Source organism: Lentzea guizhouensis, from assembly GCF_001701025.1.
GTDB lineage: Bacteria > Actinomycetota > Actinomycetes > Mycobacteriales > Pseudonocardiaceae > Lentzea > Lentzea guizhouensis.
The window spans coordinates 8211713-8235258 of record NZ_CP016793.1; the positions used below are offsets into that span (position 1 = coordinate 8211713).

Here is a 23546-nt window from a genome sequence, read left to right on the forward strand (position 1 = left end):
AACGCCCGTCGACGAGGACGGAGAACCTCGGAACATGAGATCGCAACCCCCACGCCTGCTCGCCGCGAGCTTGCTCGTGGCGCTCGTGGCGGCACCTCTCGCCATCCCGGCATCCGCCGCGGAGTACGAGCGCCTGCTCAACGGCACGTTCGACAGCGGCTCCGCCGATCCCTGGTGGGCCAGCGCCGGCGTGACGAACCGGGTGACCGGCGGCGAGCTGTGCGCGTCCGTCACCGGCGGCACGACTAACCCCTGGGACGCGCTGGTCGGCCAGAACGGCGTGCCGTTCGAGACCGACCAGTCCTACACGCTGTCGTTCGACGCGCGCGCCACCACGGCGCAGACGGTCGCCGCCGCGGCCGGCGAGAGCGTGAGCCCGTACCGCGGCATCGCGCGCCAGGAGTTCGCCCTGACGCCGGAGAAGCAGCGGTTCACCTTCACGTTCACGTCCACTCTGGACTTCCCGGACGCCGGCAACGGCCAGGTCGCCTTCCAGCTCGGCGGTCAGGCCGCCGACAACACGATCTGCGTCGACAACGTCTCCCTGGTCGGCGGGGTGAAGCCGCCCGGTGGCGTCAACCCCAACCCCACCAGGAAGGTCCAGGTCGACCAGGTCGGCTACGTGCCGGGCCTGCCCAAGCGCGCCACCCTCGTGTCCACCGCCACGACGCCACAACCGTGGACGCTCAAGAACTCCGCGGGCGCGGTGGTGGCTTCCGGGCAGAGCACGCCCAAGGGCGCGGACGTCACGTCCGGCGACTCGGTGCACCTGATCGACTTCTCGTCGTTCGACACGGCGGGCACCGGCTACACGTTGTCGGTGGGTGAGGACACCAGCTTCCCGTTCGACATCTCGGCCGACGCGATCAAGCGGCTGCGCTACGACTCGCTCGCGTTCTTCTACCACCAGCGCAGCGGAACGCCCATCGAGGCGCAGTACGTGGGCGAGGAGTACTCGCGCCCGGCCGGCCACGTGAACGTCGCACCGAACCAGGGCGACAACAACGTGCCGTGCCGCGCGGACCTCGCCTGCGGCTACACCCTGGACGTGCGCGGCGGCTGGTACGACGCGGGTGACCACGGCAAGTACGTCGTCAACGGCGGCATCTCGGCGTGGCAGCTGCTCAACGCCTACGAGCGCGCCTCCCGCATCGGCGACGCCACCGCGTACCGCGACGGCTCGCTGGCCATCCCGGAGAAGTCCAACGGCGTGCCGGACCTGCTCGACGAGGCGCGCTGGGAGGTCGACTTCCTGCTGAAGATGCAGGCACCGGACGGCATGGCGCACCACAAGATCCACGACGCCAACTGGACCGCGCTGCCCACCCGTCCCGAGCTCGACGACCAGCCGCGCCGGCTGTCCGCGACGAGCACGGCGGCGACGCTGAACCTGGCCGCGGTGGCCGCGCAGGCCTCGCGGCTGTGGCGGGGAGTCGACGCGACCTACTCCGCGACGCTGTTGAGCGCGGCCCGCAAGGCGTACACGGCGGCGAAGGCGAACCCGGCGAAGCTCGCCGACCCCAACGACGGCACCGGCGGCGGCGCCTACAGCGACGACACCGTGACCGACGAGTTCTACTGGGCCGCTTCGGAGCTGTACGCGACGACGGGTGAGGCGGCCTTCCGCACCGACGTCGCCGGTTCGCCGCACTACAAGGCCGCGAGCCTGAACCGCGGCGGTTTCCACTGGGGCGGCACCGCACCGCTGGGTGACATCACGCTCGCGCTGGTTCCCACGGGCCTGCCCGCTGCGGACGTCACGGCCATCAAGTCGGCGTTCGCCACAGTGGCGGACCAGCACCTGACCGCGATGGCGGGCATGGGTTACGCCACCCCGTACGACAACAGCACCGCCGGGTACGTGTGGGGCTCGAACTCCACGGTCCTGAACAACGCGACGGTGCTCGCCCTCGCGCACGACTTCACCGGCGCCGCGAAGTACCGCGACGGCGTGTTCGAGGCACTGCACTACCTCCTCGGCCGCAACCCGCTGAGCACCTCCTACGTCGCGGGCTACGGCGAGCAGGCGATGGTCAACGCGCACCACCGGTTCTGGGCCCACCAGAACGACCCGACCCTCCCGATCGCTCCGCCCGGCTCGCTGTCCGGCGGCCCGAACAGCGCCCTGCAGGACCCGGTGGCCCAGCGCCTGCTCGCCGGCTGCCCGCAGCAGAAGTGCTGGGTCGACGACATCGGCGCCTACTCGGTGAACGAGGTCGCGATCAACTGGAACTCCGCCCTCGCCTGGGTCTCCGGCTGGGCGGCGGAGAAGTCCGGCCAGCCGCCGACGCCGGTGGCCGACTGCGAGGTCACCTACACCGCCAACAAGTGGCAGGGCGGCCTGTCGGCCCACGTGGCGCTGAAGAACACCGGCACCACCGCGTGGACGTCGTGGAAGCTCGGGTTCACGTTCCCCGGCACCCAGAAGGTCAGCAGCGGGTGGTCGGCCAACTGGAGCCAGTCCGGCGCGGACGTCACCGCGACGAACATGTCGTGGAACGGCAAGGTCGAGGCGGGCAAGTCCGTCTACATCGGGTTCAACGCCTCCGGTGGCGGGGCTGACCCGGCCGCGTTCACGATCAACGGGAAGAGCTGCAAGACGAGCTGATCCCGGGCAGGACCGGTAGGACGAAGCGCGCCTGCTGCCGCGACCGCGGCGGTGGGCGCGCTTTCGCGTTCGCCGGGACGGACCACCGCTCCCCGCCGCGGCCGCCAATCGAGATACCCGGACAACCGTCCTGTGAGCGTTAACAGCCACTACCTGCGGTTATCAACCTGTCACTTGACTGGTCCATTGTTAGCGATAACACTCCCCGCCTACAGCACTGTTGCCTGTCGGTGACATCGAGGAGAACCAATGAGGCTTGTCCGGATCGCGGTCACCACCGCACTCGCCGTCTCCCTCGCGGCGTGCGGTTCCACGGAGAAGACAGTCGATCAGCAGACCGGCTCGGGGGAAGGCGCACTCGTCGGCATCACGATGCCCACCCGATCGTCGGAGCGGTGGGTCCGCGACGGCGACAGCCTCAAGAAGTCCCTGGAGGCCAAGGGGTACAAGGTCGACCTGCAGTACGCGGAGGACAGCATTCCCACGCAGGCCAACCAGATCGAGAACCAGATCACCCAGAAAGCCAAGCTGCTGATCATCGCGTCGATCGACGGCAAGTCGCTCAGCTCGCAGCTGCAGCAGGCCGCCGACGCGAAGATCCCGGTGATCTCCTACGACCGGCTCCTGCTCAACACCCCGAACGTCGACTACTACGCGACGTTCGACAACTACAAGGTCGGTGTGCAGCAGGCGAACTCACTGCTGGCCGGGCTGAAGACCAAGGGCGAGGGGCCGTTCAACATCGAGCTGTTCGCCGGGTCGTCCGACGACAACAACGCGACGTTCTTCTTCAACGGCGCGATGTCCGTCCTCCAGCCGTTGATCGACCAGGGCAAGCTCGTCGTGAAGTCGGGCCAGAAGGACTTCAACACCGTCGCGATCCTGCGCTGGGACCCGGCCACCGCGCAGCGGCGCATGGAGGACCTGCTCACCTCGACCTACGGCAGTGCCAAGGTCGACGGCGTCCTGTCGCCCTTCGACGGCATCTCGATCGGCATCATCTCCGCGCTCGGGAGCAACGGCTACGGCACCGGCGGTCAGGCGCTCCCGATCGTGACCGGGCAGGACGCCCAGGTCGCCTCGGTGAAGTCGATCATCAAGGGTGAGCAGTACTCCACGATCTTCAAGGACCTGCGCCAGCTCACCGACGTCGCGGCGAAGATGGCCGACTCGCTGCTCAAGGGCGGCAAGCCGGAGGTCAACAACACCACGGACTACGACAACGGCGTCAAGGTCGTGCCGTCGTTCCTGCTCCAGCCGGTTCCGGTGGACAAGGCGAACTACCAGAAGGAGCTCGTCGAGTCCGGCTACTACACCGCCGACCAGCTCAAGTAGGTCCCGGTGGCCGACGAGATCCTGGTGATGCGCAGCATCACCAAGAGGTTCGCGGGTGTCACCGCGCTGCACGAGGTCTCGTTGACCGTGCGGCGCGGTGAGATCCACGCGATCTGCGGGGAGAACGGCGCGGGCAAGTCCACGCTGATGAAGGTGCTGTCCGGGGTGCACCCGCACGGCACGTACGACGGCGACATCCTCTTCGAGGGCGAGCCGTGCGCGTTCCACGGCGTGCGCGACAGCGAGCGCCGCGGCATCGTGATCATCCACCAGGAGCTGGCGCTGTGCGGGCAGCTCTCCGTCGCCGAGAACCTGTTCCTGGGCAACGAGAGGGCGCGGCGCGGGTTCATCGACTGGAACCGCACCAACCACGAGGCGCAGGTGCTGCTCGACCGGGTGGGACTGCGGGAGAACCCGACCACCAGGGTCGACGACCTCGGTGTCGGCAAGCAGCAGCTCGTCGAGATCGCCAAGGCGCTGTCCAAGGAGGTCAAGCTCCTGATCCTGGACGAGCCGACCGCCGCGCTCAACGACGACGACTCGCAGCACCTGCTCGACCTGCTCGACGGCCTGCGGGACGAGGGCATCACCTCGGTGATCATCTCCCACAAGCTGGGCGAGGTCACCAAGGTCGCCGACTCGGTCACCGTGCTGCGCGACGGGAAGACGATCGAGACGTTGCCGGCGAAGGGCCTCAGCGAGGACCGCATCATCGCGGGCATGGTCGGGCGCGACCTCGAGCACCGGTTCCCGCCGCGCACGCCGGACATCGGCGAGGAGGTGCTGCGCATCGAGGACTGGACGGTGCACAGCCCGGCCCAGCCGGACCGCGTCGTGGTCGACAGGGCCACGCTGTCGTTGCGGCGCGGGGAGATCGTCGGCCTCGCCGGCCTGATGGGCGCCGGTCGCACGGAGCTCGCCATGAGCGTGTTCGGCCGTTCCTACGGCGTGGGCATCTCCGGGCGCGTCGTCAAGGACGGCGAGGAGATCGACACGCGCACCGTGCGCGCCGCCATCGACCACGGGCTCGCGTACGTGAGCGAGGACCGCAAGCGCTACGGGCTCAACCTGATCGAGAACGTGCAGCGCAACGTCTCCGCCGCCGCGCTGCACAAGCTCGCGCGCCGCGGCTGGGTCAACGAGAACGAGGAGAACTCGGTCGCCGAGCGGTTCCGCACGTCGATGGGCATCAGGACACCGGGCGTCTCGACGCCGACCGGCACGCTGTCCGGCGGCAACCAGCAGAAGGTGGTGCTGGCGAAGTGGATGTTCACCGACCCGGACGTGCTGATCCTCGACGAGCCGACGCGCGGCATCGACGTCGGCGCCAAGTACGAGATCTACTCGATCATCAACGACCTGGCCGCGCAGGGCAGGGCGGTGCTGGTGATCTCGTCGGAGCTGCCGGAGCTGCTCGGCCTGTGCGACCGCGTGTACGCGCTGTCCGAGGGCCGGATCACCGGTGAGGTGGGCCGCGAAGAGGCCACGCAGGAACGCCTGATGCAATACATGACGCGAGGACAAGGCCAATGACGACGAAGACCGCGCCGGCACCGGCCACCACGCCCCCTGCCCAGTCCCGGCGGTTCTCGATCAACCTAAGGCAGTCGGGGATCTACGTCGCGTTCGCGTTGATCGTCGTGCTGTTCACCGTGCTGACGGGCGGCGACCTGCTGCAGCCGCAGAACATCTCGAACATCATCGTGCAGAACTCCTACGTGCTGATCCTCGCGATCGGCATGATCCTGGTGATCATCGGCGGGCACATCGACCTCTCGGTCGGCTCGACGGTGGCGCTGACCGGGGCGATCTGCGCGGTGCTGACCGTCCAATGGGGACTGCCGTGGCCGCTCGCCGTGCTGCTGACGCTGCTGGCCGGCGCGCTCATCGGTGCGGCGCAGGGCTACTGGATCGCGTACTTCGGCATCCCCGCGTTCATCGTCACCCTGGCGGGCATGCTCGTGTTCCGGGCGCTCACCATGACCACGCTGGGCAACCAGGGCATCGGTCCGTTCCCGGATGAGATCCGGGCGCTGTCCAACGGGTTCACCGGCGGGTACCTCGGCAACATCGGCCTCGGTCCGCTCGGCGGCGCCGACCTGGTGAGCCTGCTCGCCGGTCTCGCCTGCGTGGCCGGGTTCGCGTTGTCGCAGTGGCGCAAGCGGGCCGCGCGGCTCGGCTACGGCCAGACCGTCGACCCGATGCCGGTGTTCGTGCTGAAGATCGTCGGCGTGGCGGTCGTCGTGATGGCCGTCGTCGTGCAGCTCGCCCGGTTCCGCAACCTGCCGTGGGTGCTCGTGCTGCTCGCGGCGCTCACGCTCGGCTACTCGCTGATGGCCGGCAACTCGGTGTTCGGACGGCACATCTACTCGATCGGCGGCAACCTGCAGGCCGCCACGCTGTCCGGCGTGAAGGTCAAGGCCGTCACGTTCTGGGTGTTCGTCAACATGGGCGCGCTGGCCGCGCTCGCCGGGGTGATCTTCGCCGGGCGGCTCAACCAGGCGGGTCCGACCGCGGGCGCGTCCTTCGAGCTCGACGCCATCGCGGCGGCGTTCATCGGCGGCGCGGCGGTGCAGGGCGGCGTCGGCAAGGTGGTCGGCGCCATCACCGGCGGCCTGATCATGGGCGTGATCAACAACGGCATGTCGCTGATCGGCGCGCCCAGTGAACGCGTGATGCTCGTGAAGGGTCTCGTCCTGCTCGCGGCGGTCGCCTACGACGTCTGGACCAAGCGCCGCGCCTGAAGCTCACCCTCCCGGAAGGCGAACAACAACGATGTTGTCCTCCCTGCGCCATCTCGGGGTCGTCGTGGCCGTCACGGCCGCGCTGCTGCCCGTCACCCCCGCCGCCGCCCAGCCGCTCGTGCGGGCGGCGGCGGACGCGGTGGCGGTGCCGAACCTCGACGACGTCCGCGGCCACCTCACCCTGCCCACCATCGGCGCGAACGACACGACCATCACCTGGAGGTCGTCCAACGCCGGGGTGATCACGCCGACCGGTGAGGTGAGCCGCCCACCCGCGGGCAGCAAGGCCACCAAGGTCGTGTTGACGGCGAAGGTGAGCCGTGGCCAGCAGAGCACCACCCGCGCGCTGACGGCGACCGTGCAGCCGTTGCCGGTCAAGGAACCGCTGGCCGGATACAGCTTCTTCTACTTCACCGGCGAGAGCAGTCCGATCGGCGAGCAGGTCTACGCCGCCGCGAGCCGCGGCAACAACCCGCTCGACTGGACCGAGGTCAACGGCGGCCAGCCGGTCCTCAAGTCCAGCCTGGGCGAGCTCGGCGTGCGCGACCCGTTCATCCTGCGCTCGCCCGACGGTGACCGGTTCTACCTGCTGGCCACCGACCTGAAGATCAACGGCGGGCGCGGCTGGGACGCCGCCCAGCGCACCGGCAGCCGGTCGATCATGGTCTGGGAGTCGACCGACCTGCGGAACTGGTCGCGCCAGCGCAGTGTCCAGGTGTCGCCGCCGACCGCGGGCAACACCTGGGCGCCGGAAGCGCTCTGGGACGCTCAGCGCGGCACCTACGTCGTCTACTGGGCCTCGAAGCTGTACGCGGAGAACGACCCGAACCACACCGGCAGCAGCTACAACCGGATGATGTACGCGACGACCCGCGACTTCGTCACGTTCAGCCCGGCGAAGGTGTGGATCGACCCCGGCTACTCGGTCATCGACTCGACCGTCATCGAGCACCAGGGCACCTACTACCGCTATACCAAGGACGAGCGCAACAACTCGTCGTCCTCGCCGTGCAGCAAGTACATCACCGCGGAGAAGTCCACTGACCTGCTCGACCCGAGCTACGACTTCGTCGCCGAGTGCATCGGCAAGGCCACCTCCACCAGTCCCGGCCTGTCCGCCGGTGAGGGCCCGACCGGGTTCAAGTCCAACACCGAGGACAGGTGGTACCTGTTCATCGACGAGTACGGCGGCCGCGGCTACGTGCCGTTCGAGACCACCGACCTCGCCTCCGGCAGGTGGACCATGTCGACCGGCTTCCGGCTGCCCGCGTCACCGCGGCACGGCACGGTGCTCCCGGTGACCCAGGCCGAGCTCGACCGCCTCACCGCTCCCCCGGCTCCCGTCCGGGCCGACAGCGCCGGTCTGGTCGCGCACTGGCCGCTCAACGCCACGTCCGGCGCGGTCGCCAGGGACGCCACCGGCCACGGGTACGACGGCGTGCTCGCCGGGAACGCGACGTGGAGCTCCGGCGCGCTGTCGTTCGGCGGCGGGCACGTCCAGCTGCCGAACAACATGCTGACCGGCGCGAGTGCTGCGACGATCTCCGCCGACGTGCTGGTGGACCCGGCGCAGCAGACGCCGTACTTCCTCTACGGCTTCGGCAACACCGCCGCGAACGGCGTCGGCAACGGCTACCTGTTCAGCACCGGTGACAGCTACCGCGGCGCGATCGCGATTGGCGACTGGACGACCGAGCAGGGGGTCGACTCCGGTCGCGCCCTGCCTCGCGGGGTCTGGAAGAACGTGACGCTGACCGTGGGCGGTGGCGTCGCGGTGCTCTACCTGGACGGGGTCGAGGTGGGGCGCACCGCGGCCACGACCAAGCCGTCCGACCTCGGCGGCGGCATCACGGCGGCCAACTACCTGGGCAGGTCCGTGTACGCGGGCGACCGGCCGTTCCTCGGCAGGATGAAGGACGTCCGGCTGTACAACCGGGCGCTCTCCGGCACCGACGTGGCAGCGCTCCCGTTCAACTCCACCCTGATCCGGTCAGCCGGGCACGAGTCGCTCAAAGCGCCCGCCGTCATCGAACCGGGCAGCGTCGTGCTCCCGGTGCGGCCCGGCGCCGACCTGCGCCGGGTCCGGCTGGACTTCGGGCTCGCCCCCGGCGCGACGATCACGCCCAGCGGACCGGTCGATCTGCGCAAACCACGCAAGTTCGTCGTGCGCTCGGGCCGGGAGAGTCGCGAGTGGACGGTCGAGGCGCACGAGCTGCGCAGTCCCGTGCTGCCGGGCCTGAACGCCGACCCGCACATCGTGGCGTTCGGCGACACCTACTACCTGTACCCCACCACCGACGGCTTCCCCGGCTGGAGCGGCACGAAGTTCTCCGCGTGGTCGTCGAAGAACCTGGTGGACTGGCGGGACGAGGGCGTGGTCCTCGACCTCGGGCCGGACGTGAGCTGGGCGGACGGTCGTGCGTGGGCACCCGCGATCGCCGAACGCAACGGCAGGTACTACTTCTACTTCTGCGCCGAGGCCAAGATCGGGGTCGCCGTCGGCGACTCCCCCACCGGGCCGTTCGTCGACTCCGGGAAGCCGCTGGTCGCCCGCAACCCGAGCGGTTCCGGTCAGGCCATCGACCCCGCGGTGTTCGTGGACGGAACCGGACAGCCGTACCTCTATTGGGGAAATGGCGAAGCGTACGTTGTGCCGCTCAACGAGGACATGGTCTCCTATGACGAGGCCAAGATCACCAGGATCGACGGCCTGACGGACTTCCGCGAGGGCCTGTTCATGGTGGAGCGCAAGGGCACGTACTACCTCAGCTGGTCGGTCGACGACACCCGCAGCGAGGACTACCGCGTCGCCCACGCCACCGCACCGAGCCCGACCGGTCCGTTCACCAGTCGCGGCCTGGTCCTGAGCAAGGACACCAGGCTCGGCGTCAAGGGCACCGGCCACAGCTCGATGCTGCAGGTGCCCGGCACCGACGACTGGTACCTCGCCTACCACCGCTTCGCCATCCCCGGCGGTGACGGCGTGCGCCGCGAGACCACGATCGACAAGATGACCTTCGCCGCGGACGGCACGATCAAGCCGGTCGTGCCGACGCTGGAGGGCGTCGCACCGCAACGGGTCCGGCCGCAGCACTGCCGGGCCCTGTTCAACTGACCAGAGGAGTTCGATGTCGCAACGGGAACCCGCGCTCGGTCGTGAGCTGTTCGGCCGGCTCGGCGACGCCGAGGTGCACCGGTACGTCCTGGCCTGGCCGGGCGGTCTCACCGTGCGGATCCTCGACCTCGGCGGCGTGGTCCAGTCGCTGGAGGCACCGGACCGCCGCGGGGTCAGCGCCAACGTGGTGCTCGGGTTCCCCGCGCTCGACGGCTACGCCGCGAACAACGAGCCGGGCGCGCCGAGGGTGTTCCTCGGCGCGCTGATCGGCCGGTACGCCAACCGCATCGCGGGCGGCACGTTCACCCTCGACGGCACGGCCCACACCCTGCCCGTCAACAACGGGAAGAACACGCTGCACGGCGGCCCCGAGGCGTTCGACACGCGGATCTGGTCGGCGACCGAACTGGACGAACCCGGCAGCGTGGGACTGCGGCTGGAGCTCGTGAGCCCGGCCGGCGACCAGGGCTTCCCGGCGACGGTGACGACGCAGGTGGCGTACCGCCTCAGCCGCGACAACCGGCTGAGCATCACCTACCGCGCGACCACCGACGCGCCCACCGTGCTCAACCTGACCAACCACACGTACTGGAACCTCGCCGGCGAGGGCAACGGCGACGTGCACGGCCACTCGCTGCAGCTCAACGCGAGCCGGTTCTGCCCGGTCGACGACGCCCTGATCCCGGTGGGCGACCCGGTGCCGGTCGAGGCCACGCCGTTCGACTTCCGCACCCCGACCCCGATCGGCGCCCGCATCGACGGCACCGACCCGCAGCTGCTGCTCGGCGGCGGCTACGACCACAACTGGGCGCTCGACGACTGGACCCCCGCCGCGAACGGCCCGGTGGCGCCCGCTTTCGCCGCCCAGGCCGACGACCCGGTGTCCGGACGCCGGCTGACCATGTGGACCACGGAGCCGGGCGTGCAGTTCTACTCGGGCAACTTCCTGACGCCGGACCTGATCGGCACCAGTGGTCGTCCGTACGGCCGCGGCGCCGGGTTCGCGTTGGAGGCGCAGCACTTCCCGGACTCGCCGAACCGCCCGGACTTCCCGAGCACGGTGCTGCGGCCGGGTGAGGTCTACCACCAGGAGACGGTCTACCGGCTGTCCACCGTGGACTAGCTTGACGTCTGCAAGTACCACCAACTCTTGATCGAACCACCTCCAACCACTACCAACCTGTTCGCCGCGCGGCGAACAGGTTGGTAGTGGAAAAGTGCCTGTTGATGTTGAGTTGGTGGTGCTCGCAGATGCGGTCAGGCGGTCAGGGGGTGGTGAGCTCGAAGCGGGAGACGCCCACCGACCCGCCCAGTGCCTGGGTCGCGTGGTTGAAGATCCCGAACCGGTACCCCATGAAGAACTGCCACTCGTTCTTCAACGTGAACCCGCTGCCCAGCGAGGTGAAGTTCACCCCGTCGGTGCTGTAGGAGAACCTGGCCTGCCTGCCGCTGCCTGGACGGATGTTGGCGTTGGCGCGCAACCAGATCCGGGTGCCGGTGAAGTTCGTGCTCGCGACCTCCGTGCCGGTGCCGGTGGTGTTCCAGCTGCTGTCCATGGTCAGCCCGTTCACCATCACCACGCGGTTGCGGCCGCTGTCCCGCTTCACCCCGATCCACGCCGAGGAGTCGCGCAGCATCGCCAGGCCGGTGCGGTCGCCGTCGCGCATCGCGCTGAGATCGAGGGTGACCGTGGCCGTGGAGGTCGGGCCCTGCACGCGGTGGGTGAGGGTGTTGCGGGCGTTGTACAGGTCGTTGGTGACAGTCGCGGTGGACAGGCGCAAACCGTTGTCGACGCTGTACTTCGTCGTGTCGGGGTTGTGGTTCCACTCCCACTGCGGGCCCAGTCTCGTGCCCTGGAAGGTGTCGACGCCGATCATCGGTTTGACCTGGCGTGGCGGCGCGGGCAGGTTCGGCATCGGGTAGTTGACGCCCCAGCCGCCGTTGACGGTGGTGATGCGCGGCCAGCCGTCGGAGGTCCAGGTGATCGGCGCGAGCACCGGCACCCGGCCGCCGGGGTAGGCGTCCACGAAGGCCATGTAGTACCAGTCACCGTTCTGCGTCTGCACCATGCCGCCCTGGTGCGGCACGCCGCCGCCCTGGATCGGGGTCGGCATGTTCAGCAGCACCTGCTGAACGGTGTAGGGGCCCCACGGACTGGAGGCCTTGAGCACGTACTGGCCGTTCGCGGGCCTGGTCAGCCAGATGTAGTAGTTGCCGCCGCGCTTGTAGAAGCGGGCGCCCTCCAGCGTGCCGATGTTCGACGGCGTCTGGAACACCTGCTGCGAGCGCACCTCGGACTTCCCGTCCGCCGAGAGCTGCGCGACGCTGATCGTGGTGTTGCCGTAGGCGACGTACATCGTGTCGTTGTCGTCGACGAGCATGCCGGCGTCGTAGTAGCACTTCGGAATGGTGGCGTGCTTGGACCACTGCCCGTCGACCGCGGCCGCGGTGTAGATGTGCGTCTGCGCGAAGTCGATGCAGCCGCCCCAGTAGAACGTCTTGTTGCTCTTGCGGTGCTGCAGGAACGACGCCCAGATGCCCCGCACGTAACCGCGGCCGCCGGTGAGGTCGTACTTGCTGCCGAAGTCCAGTCTGGGCACCGAGTGGCCGGCGAACTCCCAGTTCACCAGGTCGTAGGACCGCAGCACGGGCGCGCCCGGCGAGTAGTGCATGGTGGAGGCGGAGTAGTAGTACGCGTCGTCCACACGGATGATGTCGATGTCCGCGAAGTCCTGCCACAGCACCGGGTTCGTGAACGACGACGGCCGGGGCGTGGTCGTCGTGGTCGTCGTGGTGGTCGTCGTCGTGGTGGGTGTGCCGGTGTCGTTGCACGTCGTGCCGTTGAGCCGGAACGACACCGGGTCGGGGTTGGTCGAGCTCGTCGTGGCGTTGAAGCCGAACTCCACCTTGCCGCCGGTGGACACGGAGCCGTTGTACGACACGTTGCGCGCGCTCACCTGATCGCCGCTCTGCGTGATCGTGGCGTTCCAGTGCTGGCCGACCTGCTGACCGGAGGCATAGGTCCATTCGAGGGTCCAGCCGTTGATCGCATCACCGGTGTTCGTGATCGACACGGACGCACCGAACCCGCCCTGCCACTCGGAGGTCTTGCTGTAGGTCACCGAACAGCCCGGTGCCGCCTGAGCTGCGGTGCTCGCCGCGAGCCCGCCCGCGACCAGGGTGGCCGCGGCCAGTGCGGCCGCGAGCGGTGCCCGCCTCACGACCGGCTCCACTTCTGGTTCGACTGGCCGTTGCAGGTCCACAGCACGAGCCGGGACCCGTTGCCGGTCGCCGCCCGTTCGACGTCCAGGCACAGACCGGCCTGCGTGTTGCGCAGCGAGCCGTCGGCCTCGGCGGTCCAGCGCTGGTTGGCCTGGCCGTTGCACTGCCAGATGATCACGCGCGTGCCGTTGGCGGTGCCCTGGTTGTAGGCGTCGAGGCACTTGTCGCCGAACACCCGCACCTCCCCGCCCGCCCAGCTGGTCCACTGCTGGCTCGCGGCGGTGGCGCAGTCCTGGATCACGGTGTTCGCGCCGGCCGCGGTCGAGCTGTTCTCGACGTCGAGGCAGCGGTTCGATCCGGCGCCGCGCAGCCGTGCGGTGGTCGACTGCACCGGGCTGCCACCGCTCACCCGGAACGCGGCGACGCCGTGCGCGGGAACGGAGGCCGAGATCGCACCCGAGGTCGTCGACGTGCCACCGGTCCACAGGTCGGTCAGCGTGAAGCTCGTGCCGGACAACCCGATCTGGGCGGCCGTGGTGGACACCGTCACGGTGCCGCTGCCCCGGTTCAGCAAGCCGACGGCGACCGAGCCGTCCGCGAGCGGTTTGGCGAAGACCTCGGTGTTGCCGTCGTCGCGCACCCGCCGCCCACCGGCGCCCAGGCCGTCCTGGTTCACGGCGAGCAGCCGCGGGTTGCGCAGCACCGCGCTCACGTCCGCGGACATGGTGCGGATGTCGTTGCCCGCCATCAGCGGAGCCGCCATCAACGCCCACAGCGCGAAGTGCGCGCGGGACTCGGTCAGGCTGAGGCCCGGCCTGCCGACGACCAGCATGTCGGGGTCGTTCCAGTGACCGGGACCTGCCTGCGCGGCCAGCGGCGCGGTGATGTCCAGGACGTTGCCCACGCCCATCGGGTAGCTGTTGACGTTGCCGTTCTGCCAGATGTCCAGCAGGTCCTCGGTCGTGCGCCAGAGGTCGGCGACCTCGCCCCAGTTGTACTTGTCGCCGGTGGGCGCGTGGAAGCTGTTGGGGTTGATGCTGTAGACGATCGGGCGGCCGGTGGCGCGCAACGCGTCGCGCATGATCGTGAACCGGGCGACCTGCTCGTCGCGGGTGCCGCTGCCGGAGCACCAGTCGTACTTCAGGTAGTCGACCCCCCACGACGCGAACGACCGGGCGTCCTGGACCTCGTGGCCCTTGCTGCCGGTGGAGCCGGGGTGGGTGCCGACGCCCTGCGCGCAGGTCTTCTCGTTCGGCGCCTGGTAGATGCCGAACTTCAGCCCGCGGGCGTGGATGTAGTCGCCGAGCGCCTTCATGCCGCTCGGGAACTTGGTCGGGTGTGCCCGCAGGTTGCCGGCGGAGTCGCGTTGCGGGTCGAACCAGCAGTCGTCCACGACCACGTACTGGTAGCCGGCGTCGCGCATGCCGGAGGACACCATCGCGTCCGCGGCCTGACGGACCTGGCCCTCGGTGATGCCGCAGCCGAAGCTGTTCCAGCTGTTCCAGCCCAGCGGCGGGGTGAGCGCCGGGCTGCCGGGCGCGGCGCGGCGCTGCGGTGACGGGGTTCGCGGTGACGGCGGCGACCGCGGTCAGCAGGGCGGCGGCGAGGTGCGCCAGTCTTCTCGACCGGGTGGGCATCGTTGCCTTCTCTCGGGCAGGGAGGGTTCCGGACTGTTGCGGGGGCAGGGGGAGGACGCCGCCGGGGCGGGTGTCCGGCGGCGTCCGTCAGGGGCGGTCAGCAGGGCGAGTTGGTCTGCGTCAGCAGGCCGAGCTTCCAGGGCAGGTGGTTGTACTCACCACCGGCGCCGGGGTCCATGCCCTGGTAGAGGAACTTCAGCTGGCAGGGACTGATCTCCATGGTCTGGTCGACTCCGGAGCGGATCATCTCGCCGTGGCTGATGTCACGCGTCCACTGTCCACCTGGGAACGTCACGTTGTTGGCGCGGGCGAACGGGTTCGACTCCTCCGCGGCCAGCGGTGTCCACGGGCCGGTGATCGCCGGCGCGGTCCAGGTCCGGAACCAGCGCCTGCCGTCGGAACCGATCGCCTCGTGCACCAGCAGGTACTGGTTCTTGCCCGCGATCTTGTAGACGTTGGCGGCTTCGAACAACCTGTTGCGGTTCGAGTCCTGCATCGCGATCACGGTGTTGGTGAACCCGTTGGGGTACTGCGCGAGCGTCGTCTCCGAGCGGTACAGGTGGCCGTTGTCGTCAGAGGAGAACAGGTAGCACTTGACGGTGTCGCACACCACCCAGAAGTCGACCCAGTAGCCGTTGCCGATGTTGTCGCGGATGATCTGCGGCATGCCGTTGGCGTAGAAGTTCTTCGGCGCCGACCACGACGACGGGTTCGCGATGTCGGTGGTCGTGGAGTACGACGCGTTGTCCCCCGTCTGGTACACCAGGTACCAGAGGCGTTGGGGCGCGAAGTAGAACACGTGTGGCGCCGCCTTGTAGCCGGTGCCGACGGCCGTGCGGTCCAGGTAGTGGTGCGGTGCCGACGACGCCTGCGAGAAGTCCGTGAAGCTGGTGTACATCAGGTTGTAGCCGGTGGTGTACACCGAGGCGAACACGTGGTACTTGCCGTTGTGGTAGACGATGCTCGGGTCCTTGACCGAGTACACGGTCGGGTGTGCCGAGTCCGGCTTGGGCGAGATCAGCGCGCCGCTGGAGGACCAGCGGAAGCTCGACGGCAGGTTCCCGACCGGCGGGTTGCCCGTTGTCGTGGTGGTCGTGGTCGTCGTCGTGGGGCCGACCTCACCGGTGCACAGCGTGCCGTTGAGGGTGAACGCCGTGGGGCTCGGGTTGTTCGTGCCGGACGCCGAACCGTTGAACCCGAACTCGACGCGACCACCGGTGGGGATCGTCGCGTTGTAGGAGACGTTGCGCGCGGTCACGTCGGCGCCGGCCTGGGTCACCTGGGCGTTCCACGCCTGCGTCACCTTCTGGCCGGCGCCGTAGCTCCAGGTCAGCGTCCAGCCGTCGACCGCGTCACCGAGGTTGGTGACGCTGACGTTCGCGGTGAACCCACCGTCCCATTGCGACGGTGCGGAGTAGGTGACCGAGCAGCCGGGGGCGGCCGCGGCAGGCGGTAGCGCGACCGCGGTCAGCGTGGTCACCGCCAGCAGCGGTACCGCGGCCAGTGCCGTGAGCCTGGCCCGGCGGGAGGAGAACAGTCGTCGTACGAGGAACATGATCGTCCTTCGACGTCGGAGGGATCGGGTGGGTCACGCGCAGGTGGCCGCGCTGAGGGCGGGCGCGCCGGAGCCGGCGGCGAGGAAGCCGAACGTGGTGCTCGCGCCGGGGGCGAGCACGCCGTTGTAGGGGGCGTTGGTGACGACCACCGAACCGCTGGCCGCACCACCCCAGAGCTGGGAGACGGTGTGGCCGCCGGGAAGCGTGAACCGGACGGTCCAGCCGGTCAGCGCCGCCGCGGTGGGGTTGGTGACGGTCACCTCGGCCTGGAAGCCGCCGTTCCAGTCGCCGGTGACCTGCGCGGTCGCGGTGCACGAGCCGCCGGGCTGCGGCTGCTGCGGGTCTCCGACGCTGCCGGGCACGGAGTTGAGGGCGTTGAACCACGTCGTCGCCATCTTGCTGTAGCCGGCGGCGTTCGGGTGGATCCCGTCCGGCAGGTCGGAGACCGGCACCGACGGGTACATGTCGACGACGTGCACCCGCTTGCCCGCCGCGCCCTTCGCGCGCAGCAACGGGACGATCGCCGCGTTGTAGTTGCGCACGGTGGCGTCGGCGAACCGGATCGGGATGATCGTCGAGACGAACACGTTCGCGTTCGGTGCCTGCGCGGTGATCTTGTCCACCAGCGCGGACAACCGCCGCGGCGCACCACCGGGATCGCTGCCGTACATGTCGTTGGTGCCGATGTGCAGCAGGACCGTGCGTGGCGTGTAGGTGCGCAGCCAGTTCACGACGTTGGCGTCGACCTGGGCGATGGTCCAGCCGGGGTGGCCCTCGTGGTTGCGGTCGGGCATCGAGGAGGGACCGTCGGCGAGCGACCCGACGAAGTCGACCGTGCGCCCGGCGGCGCGCAGCTTCGTCCCCAGGTCGAGGCGGTAGCCGCCGATCGAACCGCCCTGGGTGATGGAGTCGCCGAGCGGCATGACCCGCACGGGGTCCGCCGCTTCCTCCACCGTGGACTGTTCGGCCGCCGCGGGTGGGGCGGTCAGCAGAAGGGCGAGGGCGGCTGCGCACAGCGCCGTGAGCGGGCTCGGCATGGATGAGCCTTCCCGGGAGACGGGGGTGGCAGGCCCCGCGGTCTCCCTGCGTCGTCGGTGACGAGCGGTCCGCGGCAGGGGGCCGACTCCGGTCAATGTAACCAGGCCGACACACCCGGTCAAAGCTAAAGTTGTGAGCGTTAACCTTTAGCTTCAACCAGCGCTAGCCATCGAATCTCATTCGATTGAGCCAGATACTGTTAACGCGCACATCGACCGTGTCAGCGCTGCGGACCCGCCACCGAGCCGCCCTCGCGGACCGGCATCGGCACCCGGTGGACCAGCGGCCGGCGTGCGTCGTGACCCGGTCGTTCCACCATGTCCACGAGCACCTCGACCGCCTTCGCACCGAGCTCGTGGTGCGGCAGCGCGACCGTGGTCAGCCGAGGCCGCATCCACGAGGCGATCGGGTGGTCGTCGAACCCGATCACCGAGACGTCGCCGGGCACCGAGAGCCCCGCCTCGGCCAGTGCCTGGTAGGCACCGAACGCCAGCCGGTCGTTGAAGCAGACCAGCGCCTTGGGTCGGTGGCGGCGCATCAGGTCCCTGGTGGCGTCGTACCCGCACTCGGGTGTCCACTTCGGACACCGCTGCGCGCTGACCACCTCGACCCCGGCCGCGGTGAACACGTCGCGCAGCCCGAGGAGCCGTTCCACGGCCGCGATGCTGTTCGGCGGCACGTCGTAGGCGCCGGGTCCGGCGCCCACGAGGTGGACGCCGCTGTCGTGCCCGGCCTCGACCAGCACCCGCGCGGCCGAGCGACCTGCCTGCAGCTCGTCCGGCACCACCGACGGTGCCCGTGTCCTGGTCCACGCCGCCGCGTTGAGCAGCACGGCGGGACCGTCGTGCACGGTGTCGGGCACCACGACCGCCCTGGTGTGCGTGGCGGCGAGGATGACACCGTCCGCCCGCCGGTCGCGCATCGCCTCGACCAGCGCGCGTTCCACCGCCGGGTCGCCGCCGGACTCGCCGACGAACAGCATGAACCCGTTGCGGTAGGCGGCGTCCGCGGCTCCGCGGACCATGTCACCGGTCAGGCCGGAGGAGGCCACCGCGTCGGAGATGAACCCGATCGTCTGCGACCGGCCGGTGCGCGGGCCCGCCGTCAGGGCGCTGCCGCGCCGGTAGCCCAGCTCCTGCGCCGTGGAGCGCACCCTGCGCTCGGCCGCCTCGGAGATGCGCAGCTCCCGTGCTCTGCCGGTGAGGACGAGCGACGCGGTGGTGACCGAGACCCCGCTCGCCGCCGCCACGTCGGCCAGTGTCACGCGCGTTCGTCCCACTCCGGATCCGCCTCCCGTCGCAGTGCGGGCACCGACCGCGTTGTCCGGTCGGAAGGTTGCACGAATTGCTCGTGGTCACACGTCGGACGCTCGCCGGCCGGTCCTGGCGGAGGGGACCGGCCGGCGAGCCACACCACTAGCGCTTCAGCCGGCCGGGATCACCGGCCGCACCGCGGCGCACCAGCCACGCCTCGGTGATGTGGGTGAACATCGCGTCCGCCGCGCCGGGCGCGTCGTGGGCGGCGATGCGTTCGCAGATGCGGCGGTGGCCGCGGTTGGAGGCCTTGCACATGTCGCGGCCGCTCTTGCCCTGGTAGCCGGAAGAGTTGATGACCTGGCCCTCCAGCGAACGCACGACGCCGCGGGCGATGCGGTTGCCGGAGGCCTGCATGATCGTGTCGTGGAACAGCCGGTCGTGTTCCTCGTAGGTCGCGGTGTCGTCGACGAGCTCGTCCATCCGGTCGACCAGCTCCCGCAGCCTGTCGAGCACGTCCTGCCCGGCCGTGCGCGCGGCGACGTGGGCCATGTCCGACTCGAGCAGCCGCCGGGTCACGACGACGTCGTCGAGTATCGCGAGCGTCTCGTCCTCGGCGATCGTGGCGGCGAGGACGAGCTCGTCGAGCATGTTCCACTGCGCCTGCGGGGTGACCGTGGTGCCCGCGCCCTGCCGGACCCGGACCAGGCCCTTCTCCTGCAGGATCTTCACGGCCTCGCGGATCACGGTCCTGCTCACCGAGAACGTCTCGCAGAGCACCGGTTCCGGCGGCAGCGTCGAGCCGGTCGGGTAGTTGCCGCGCACGACCCGCTGCACCAGCTCGGCGGTCACCGCCGCGGCCAGGTTCGCCGGTCGCCGCGTCCAGCCGGGAGACTCGGCGACCACCGGCTCCGGTTGCGAACGTGTCGCTGACATCTGGGTGTCAACCCTCAGCCCGCCTCCTGGTGCGCCAGCCAGGCCGCGGCCGCCCGTGCCTCTTCATCCACACAGGACACAGCTCCGCCCGTCGCCGCACCGGGAGGGGTGATCAGGCCACCCGACTCCAGGAGGTCCCTTGTCCACGTCCCCCACAGCGCGGCGGCGGACCGCGCTCACCCTCGCGGCCGCCGTGGTCGCCGCGCTCACCACCGCTCCCCCTGCCGCCGCGGCGGCCACCACCCTCTACGCCTCCCCCACGGGCACCGGAACCAGCTGCACCGCCGCCGAGCCGTGCGCGTTGCCGGCGGCCCAGGCCGCGGTCCGGTCCCGCACCGGCTCGATGACCGGCGACATCGTCGTGGAGCTGGCCGACGGCGTGTACCGGCTCTCCCAGCCGCTGCGCTTCACCGCGGCGGACTCCGGCACGAACGGCCACCGCGTGCTGTGGCAGGCCGCCGCGTCCGCCCGGCCGGTGATCAGCGGTTCCCGGGCCGTGACCGGCTGGACGGTCGCGGACTCCGGCAGGAACATCTGGCGGGCGAACGTCGGCACCGGCCTCGAAAGCCGCCAGCTCTACGTCAACGGCGCGATCGCCACTCGTGCGCGCACGCAGCTGAACCGGGCGGACTTCACGTTCACCGACACGGGCATGCGGTTCTCGAACAGCGCCTTGAACCACCTCAACAACCTGGCCAACCAGAGCCGGGTCGAGGTCGAGAGCGTCAACTCGTTCACCGACCGGTACTCGCCGGTGCAGAGCATCAGCGGCAACTTTCTCACGATGCAGCAACCGGCGTGGAACAACAACACCTTCGGCTACGACACGCTCAGCAAGCCGCACCGCGCGGGACCGCTGTACCTGACCAACGCCTACGAGTTCCTCGACGCACCCGGCGAGTGGTACCTGAACACCGGCACCGGCGCGCTCTACTACATCCCGCTGTCCGGCCAGAACATGGCCAACGTCAGTGTGGAGCTGCCGGCCCTGCAGTCACTGGTCAACGTCGGCGGCACCTACGACGCGCCCGCGCGGAACATCACGTTCAGCGGCATCACCTTCACCGGCACGTCGTGGCTCGGCCCGAGCAGCAACCAGGGCTTCGCCGACCAGCAGACCGGCGCGTACATGACGGGCAACCAGAACTGGCCGGTCGACCGGATCAACTCCTGCCAGCAGGGCTGCGCGCAGTTCGAGGCGGCGCGGCCGAACTGGGCGCAGATGCCGGCGGCGGTGCAGGTGTCGGCGGCCAGCGGCATCACGTTCACCGACTCGAGGTTCTTCAACCTCGGTCAGACCGCGATCGGCATCGGCAACGACGCCAACGCCCACGCGAGCGGCGTCGGCCTGGGCGCGTCCGGCATCACCGTGACCCGGTCGGAGATCGCCCGCACGTCAGCGGGCGGCGTCGTCGTCGGCGGCGTGCGAGCGGACGCGCACCACCCGAGCGACCAGCGGATGGTCAACCGCGACATCACCGTGAGCCACAACCGCATCCACGACATCGCCGTCGAGTACCGCGGCAACGTCTCGGTGCTCAACACCTACGTCAACGGCGCGACGGTGGCCCACAACGAGATCTACAACCTGCCGTACTCAGGCCTCTCCCTCGGTTACGGCTGGGGCGCCAACGACGCGGGCGGCAGCAACCACTACGCCAACCGCGGCCTGTACAACTACCAGCCCCGCTACTCGACGCCCACCACCGCGGCCAACAACAAGCTGCTCAACAACTACGTGCACGACGTGATGCAGCAGATGACCGACGGCGGCTGCATCTACACGCTCGCGTGGAACCCGAACGCCGAGATCAGCGGCAACCACTGCCTGCGCACCAACGGCTGGTTCGGCCTCTACTTCGACGAGGGCTCGAAGTACTACCGCGCCACCGGCAACGTCTTCGCCAGCACCGGCACGTGGGCCACGGCCAACTACTGGGGCGGCGAGAACATGGGCAACTGGACCGTCAGCAACAACTGGTCGACCAACAACAGCACCAACATCACCAACGGCGACCGCGGCAACGTGGTCACCGGCAACTTGGTCGTCTCCAACGGCAACTGGCCGGCCGGCGCCCAGGCGGTGATCGCGAACGCCGGCCCCGGCGGCACCAGCGGCGGCCGCCAGAACGTGACGGTCGTCGGCACCCAGTCGGGCCGCTGCCTCGACGTGGCCGCGGTCGGCAACAACACCCAGGCCCGCCTGTGGGACTGCACCGGTGGCACGAACCAGCGCTGGTCGCACACGGCGAGCAGGCAGCTCACGATCGGCGGCAAGTGCCTCGACGCCTCCGGCCAGGGGACGGTGAACGGCACCGCGGCGATCCTCTGGGACTGCCACGGCGGCCTGAACCAGCAGTGGAACGTCAACGCCGACGGCAGCATCACCGGGGCCCAGTCCGGGTTGTGCCTCGACGCCAGCGGCAACGGGACGGCGAACGGCACGCTGGTGCAGCTCTGGACGTGCAACGGCGGCACGAACCAGAGGTGGACGCTGCGCGACTGAGGGGCCGCGCGGTGGGTGCGGGGGCCGGCGCCGTCCGGTCCCCGCATCGTGCCGGGTGGTGGGCGTGCGGTGGGCTGGGCGCGGCGGGACCGTCCTCTGCGACGGCCTGTTCCCGGGCCGGCGAACCCGTTGCCCGGCAACGCCTCCCACCTCCGCGAACGGCAGTCCCCGGCACGGCCGGGGTGTGGGCCGTGCCGGGGAACCGGTTCCCTGCCGAGGAACGTCAGGAGGAGCAGACCGCTCCGTTCAGCGCCGGCGTCTGGAACGGCGGCGTCGAACCGCTGTGGTTCGCGTTGTACCCGATGACGGCCTGGCCGCCGGACGGGATGGAGCCGTTCCACGACGCGTTGGTCACGGTGACCACGTCGCCGCCGTCGCTCCACTGGCCGCTCCAGCCCTGCGTCACGGTGACGCCGGGTGCGGAGAAGGTGAAGGTCCAGCCGTTGACCGCGGCACCGCGGTTCTCGACCACGACCTCGGCGCTGTAGCCGCCCTGCCACGAGCTCAGCAGCCGGTGGGTGGCCCGGCAGCCGCTGCCGGGGTTGCCGCCGGAGGTAGTCGTCGTGGTCGTGGTCGTGGTCGTCGTCGTGATCGGGCCCGCCGCCATGGCGAGCTCGTAGGCGCGTTGCGGCACGAACTGGCCCGCCGGTGCGATGCAGCCGTCCGACTCGCCGGGCAGCTTGACCCACAGGAAGGCGTCGATCTTGCTGTCACCGGTGTTCGTCGTGCTGGGCGTGCCGATGGCACGACCGGCCGGGTCGCACCACTCACTGCCGGCCGGGCCGTTGCCGTTGCGGCTGGTGTCGACCACGGCCTTCAACCGGCTGTCGCCGACCGCGTTCAGCACGGCCTTGGCGAAGTTCACCTCGTCGGAGGTGGAGCGGTAGTTCGACACGTTGGTCGAGATGCCGTCGGCGCTGGTGGAGATGTCCGCGCCGCGCAGGCGGTTCGCGGCCTCCGACGGGTTCAGCCACGCGCTGTGGCCGATGTCGAAGTACACCTTGGCCTGGGAGGAGCCGGACTTCAGCTTCTTGCCCGCGTAGGCCATGGAGGCCTTCGTCTGGTTCTGCTGGTCCGCGCTCTGGCAGTTGGTCATGATCGGCAGGACGTCGGGCTCGAGCACGATGGTGGCCGGACGGCCGCCCAGCCCCGCCGCCACCTCGTCCACCCACGCCCGGTAGGCCTGGTGCGAGGGTGCCCCGCCGCCGCTGGCGCCACCGCAGTCGCGGTTCGGGATGTTGTAGACCACCAGGATCGGGATCTTCCCGGCCGCGGCGGCCGCGCCCACGAAGGAGCTGACCTCCGACCGGACCGTCGAGGTGTTCGTGGTGGTGTACCAGCGCGCCTGCGGCACGGAGGCGATCCGGTCGCGGATCACCGCCGCCCGCGAGTCACCGGGGTTGGCGGCGACCCAGCGGGCGCTGGAGCTCGACGGGTCGACGTAGAACGCCGACTCCGCGGCACTGACGGTCGCGCCGCCGCTCACCGCCAGGACGACGGTACCGGCCACGAGCGCGGCCGCGGCTCAGCGCCCGCCCCCTCCAGGTGCCGGGCGAGCGGGACGACGGGTCACGGGTCGGCGCACCGGTGCCGGCG

14 protein-coding genes are annotated in these 23546 nt (G+C 69.9%); 7 read left to right on the forward strand and 7 right to left on the reverse strand.

All coding sequences use genetic code 11. The features are described from left to right. Nucleotides 1–34 precede the first annotated feature (34 nt). The 6 genes from BBK82_RS39340 to BBK82_RS39365 all read left to right on the forward strand — a co-directional run bounded on the left by BBK82_RS39340 (nt 35) and on the right by BBK82_RS39365 (nt 10925). On the forward strand, nt 35–2608 hold the full coding sequence (locus BBK82_RS39340) for a glycoside hydrolase family 9 protein (protein ID WP_179953728.1): 2574 nt from the start codon (nt 35–37) through the stop codon (nt 2606–2608). Between the two features lie 249 nt (nt 2609–2857). Next, on the forward strand, nt 2858–3943 hold the full coding sequence (gene chvE, locus BBK82_RS39345; RefSeq protein ID WP_065919479.1) for a multiple monosaccharide ABC transporter substrate-binding protein: 1086 nt from the start codon (nt 2858–2860) through the stop codon (nt 3941–3943). Between the two features lie 27 nt (nt 3944–3970). Then, nucleotides 3971–5476 carry a multiple monosaccharide ABC transporter ATP-binding protein gene (mmsA, locus tag BBK82_RS39350; RefSeq protein WP_065921713.1) on the forward strand — a complete coding sequence of 502 codons (1506 nt, stop codon included), beginning with the start codon at nt 3971–3973 and terminating at the stop codon, nt 5474–5476. Continuing rightward, nucleotides 5473–6687 (forward strand): multiple monosaccharide ABC transporter permease, encoded by a 1215-nt coding sequence (gene mmsB / locus BBK82_RS39355; RefSeq protein WP_065919480.1) that lies wholly within the window; start codon nt 5473–5475, stop codon nt 6685–6687. The genes mmsA and mmsB overlap by 4 nt, the downstream gene beginning before the upstream one ends. A gap of 31 nt (nt 6688–6718) precedes the next feature. After that, entirely contained in the window at nt 6719–9802 is a 3084-nt protein-coding gene (locus BBK82_RS39360; RefSeq protein ID WP_065919481.1) for a family 43 glycosylhydrolase, read from the forward strand. 13 nt (nt 9803–9815) lie between these two features. Next, nucleotides 9816–10925 carry an aldose epimerase family protein gene (locus BBK82_RS39365; protein WP_065919482.1) on the forward strand — a complete coding sequence of 370 codons (1110 nt, stop codon included), beginning with the start codon at nt 9816–9818 and terminating at the stop codon, nt 10923–10925. Between the two features lie 142 nt (nt 10926–11067). Here BBK82_RS39365 and BBK82_RS39370 read toward each other — a convergent pair whose 3' ends face one another. The 6 genes from BBK82_RS39370 to BBK82_RS39395 form a co-directional block, all read right to left on the reverse strand. After that, nucleotides 11068–13023: a family 43 glycosylhydrolase gene (locus BBK82_RS39370; RefSeq protein ID WP_154697770.1), complete on the reverse strand. Its 1956-nt coding sequence runs from the start codon at nt 13021–13023 to the stop codon at nt 11068–11070. Then, nucleotides 13020–14534 carry a glycoside hydrolase family 27 protein gene (locus BBK82_RS39375; protein WP_218920763.1) on the reverse strand — a complete coding sequence of 505 codons (1515 nt, stop codon included), beginning with the start codon at nt 14532–14534 and terminating at the stop codon, nt 13020–13022. Before BBK82_RS39375 ends, BBK82_RS39370 begins: the two co-directional genes overlap by 4 nt. Nucleotides 14535–14758: 224 nt before the next feature. Then, complete coding sequence (locus BBK82_RS39380) at nt 14759–16216, reverse strand: glycoside hydrolase family 62 protein (RefSeq protein ID WP_083268487.1); 1458 nt, start codon at nt 16214–16216, stop codon at nt 14759–14761. Between the two features lie 33 nt (nt 16217–16249). Next, the gene (locus BBK82_RS39385; RefSeq protein WP_083268488.1) at nt 16250–17254 is read right to left on the reverse strand and encodes a cellulose binding domain-containing protein; all 1005 of its coding nucleotides are present in this window, start codon (nt 17252–17254) and stop codon (nt 16250–16252) included. Between the two features lie 221 nt (nt 17255–17475). Continuing rightward, complete coding sequence (locus BBK82_RS39390; protein ID WP_065919484.1) at nt 17476–18519, reverse strand: LacI family DNA-binding transcriptional regulator; 1044 nt, start codon at nt 18517–18519, stop codon at nt 17476–17478. Nucleotides 18520–18670: 151 nt separating this feature from the next. Next, nucleotides 18671–19444 carry a FadR/GntR family transcriptional regulator gene (locus tag BBK82_RS39395; RefSeq protein ID WP_071812769.1) on the reverse strand — a complete coding sequence of 258 codons (774 nt, stop codon included), beginning with the start codon at nt 19442–19444 and terminating at the stop codon, nt 18671–18673. Nucleotides 19445–19583: 139 nt separating this feature from the next. On the opposite strand from BBK82_RS39395, the gene BBK82_RS39400 reads away from it, so the two are divergent. Next, nucleotides 19584–21950, forward strand: a complete 2367-nt coding sequence (locus tag BBK82_RS39400) for a ricin-type beta-trefoil lectin domain protein (protein WP_083268489.1) — start codon at nt 19584–19586, stop codon at nt 21948–21950. A gap of 223 nt (nt 21951–22173) precedes the next feature. Here the strand turns inward: BBK82_RS39400 and BBK82_RS39405 are convergent, their stop codons facing one another. Beyond that, nucleotides 22174–23460 (reverse strand): glycoside hydrolase family 6 protein, encoded by a 1287-nt coding sequence (locus BBK82_RS39405; RefSeq protein WP_065919485.1) that lies wholly within the window; start codon nt 23458–23460, stop codon nt 22174–22176. Nucleotides 23461–23546: the final 86 nt, after the last annotated feature.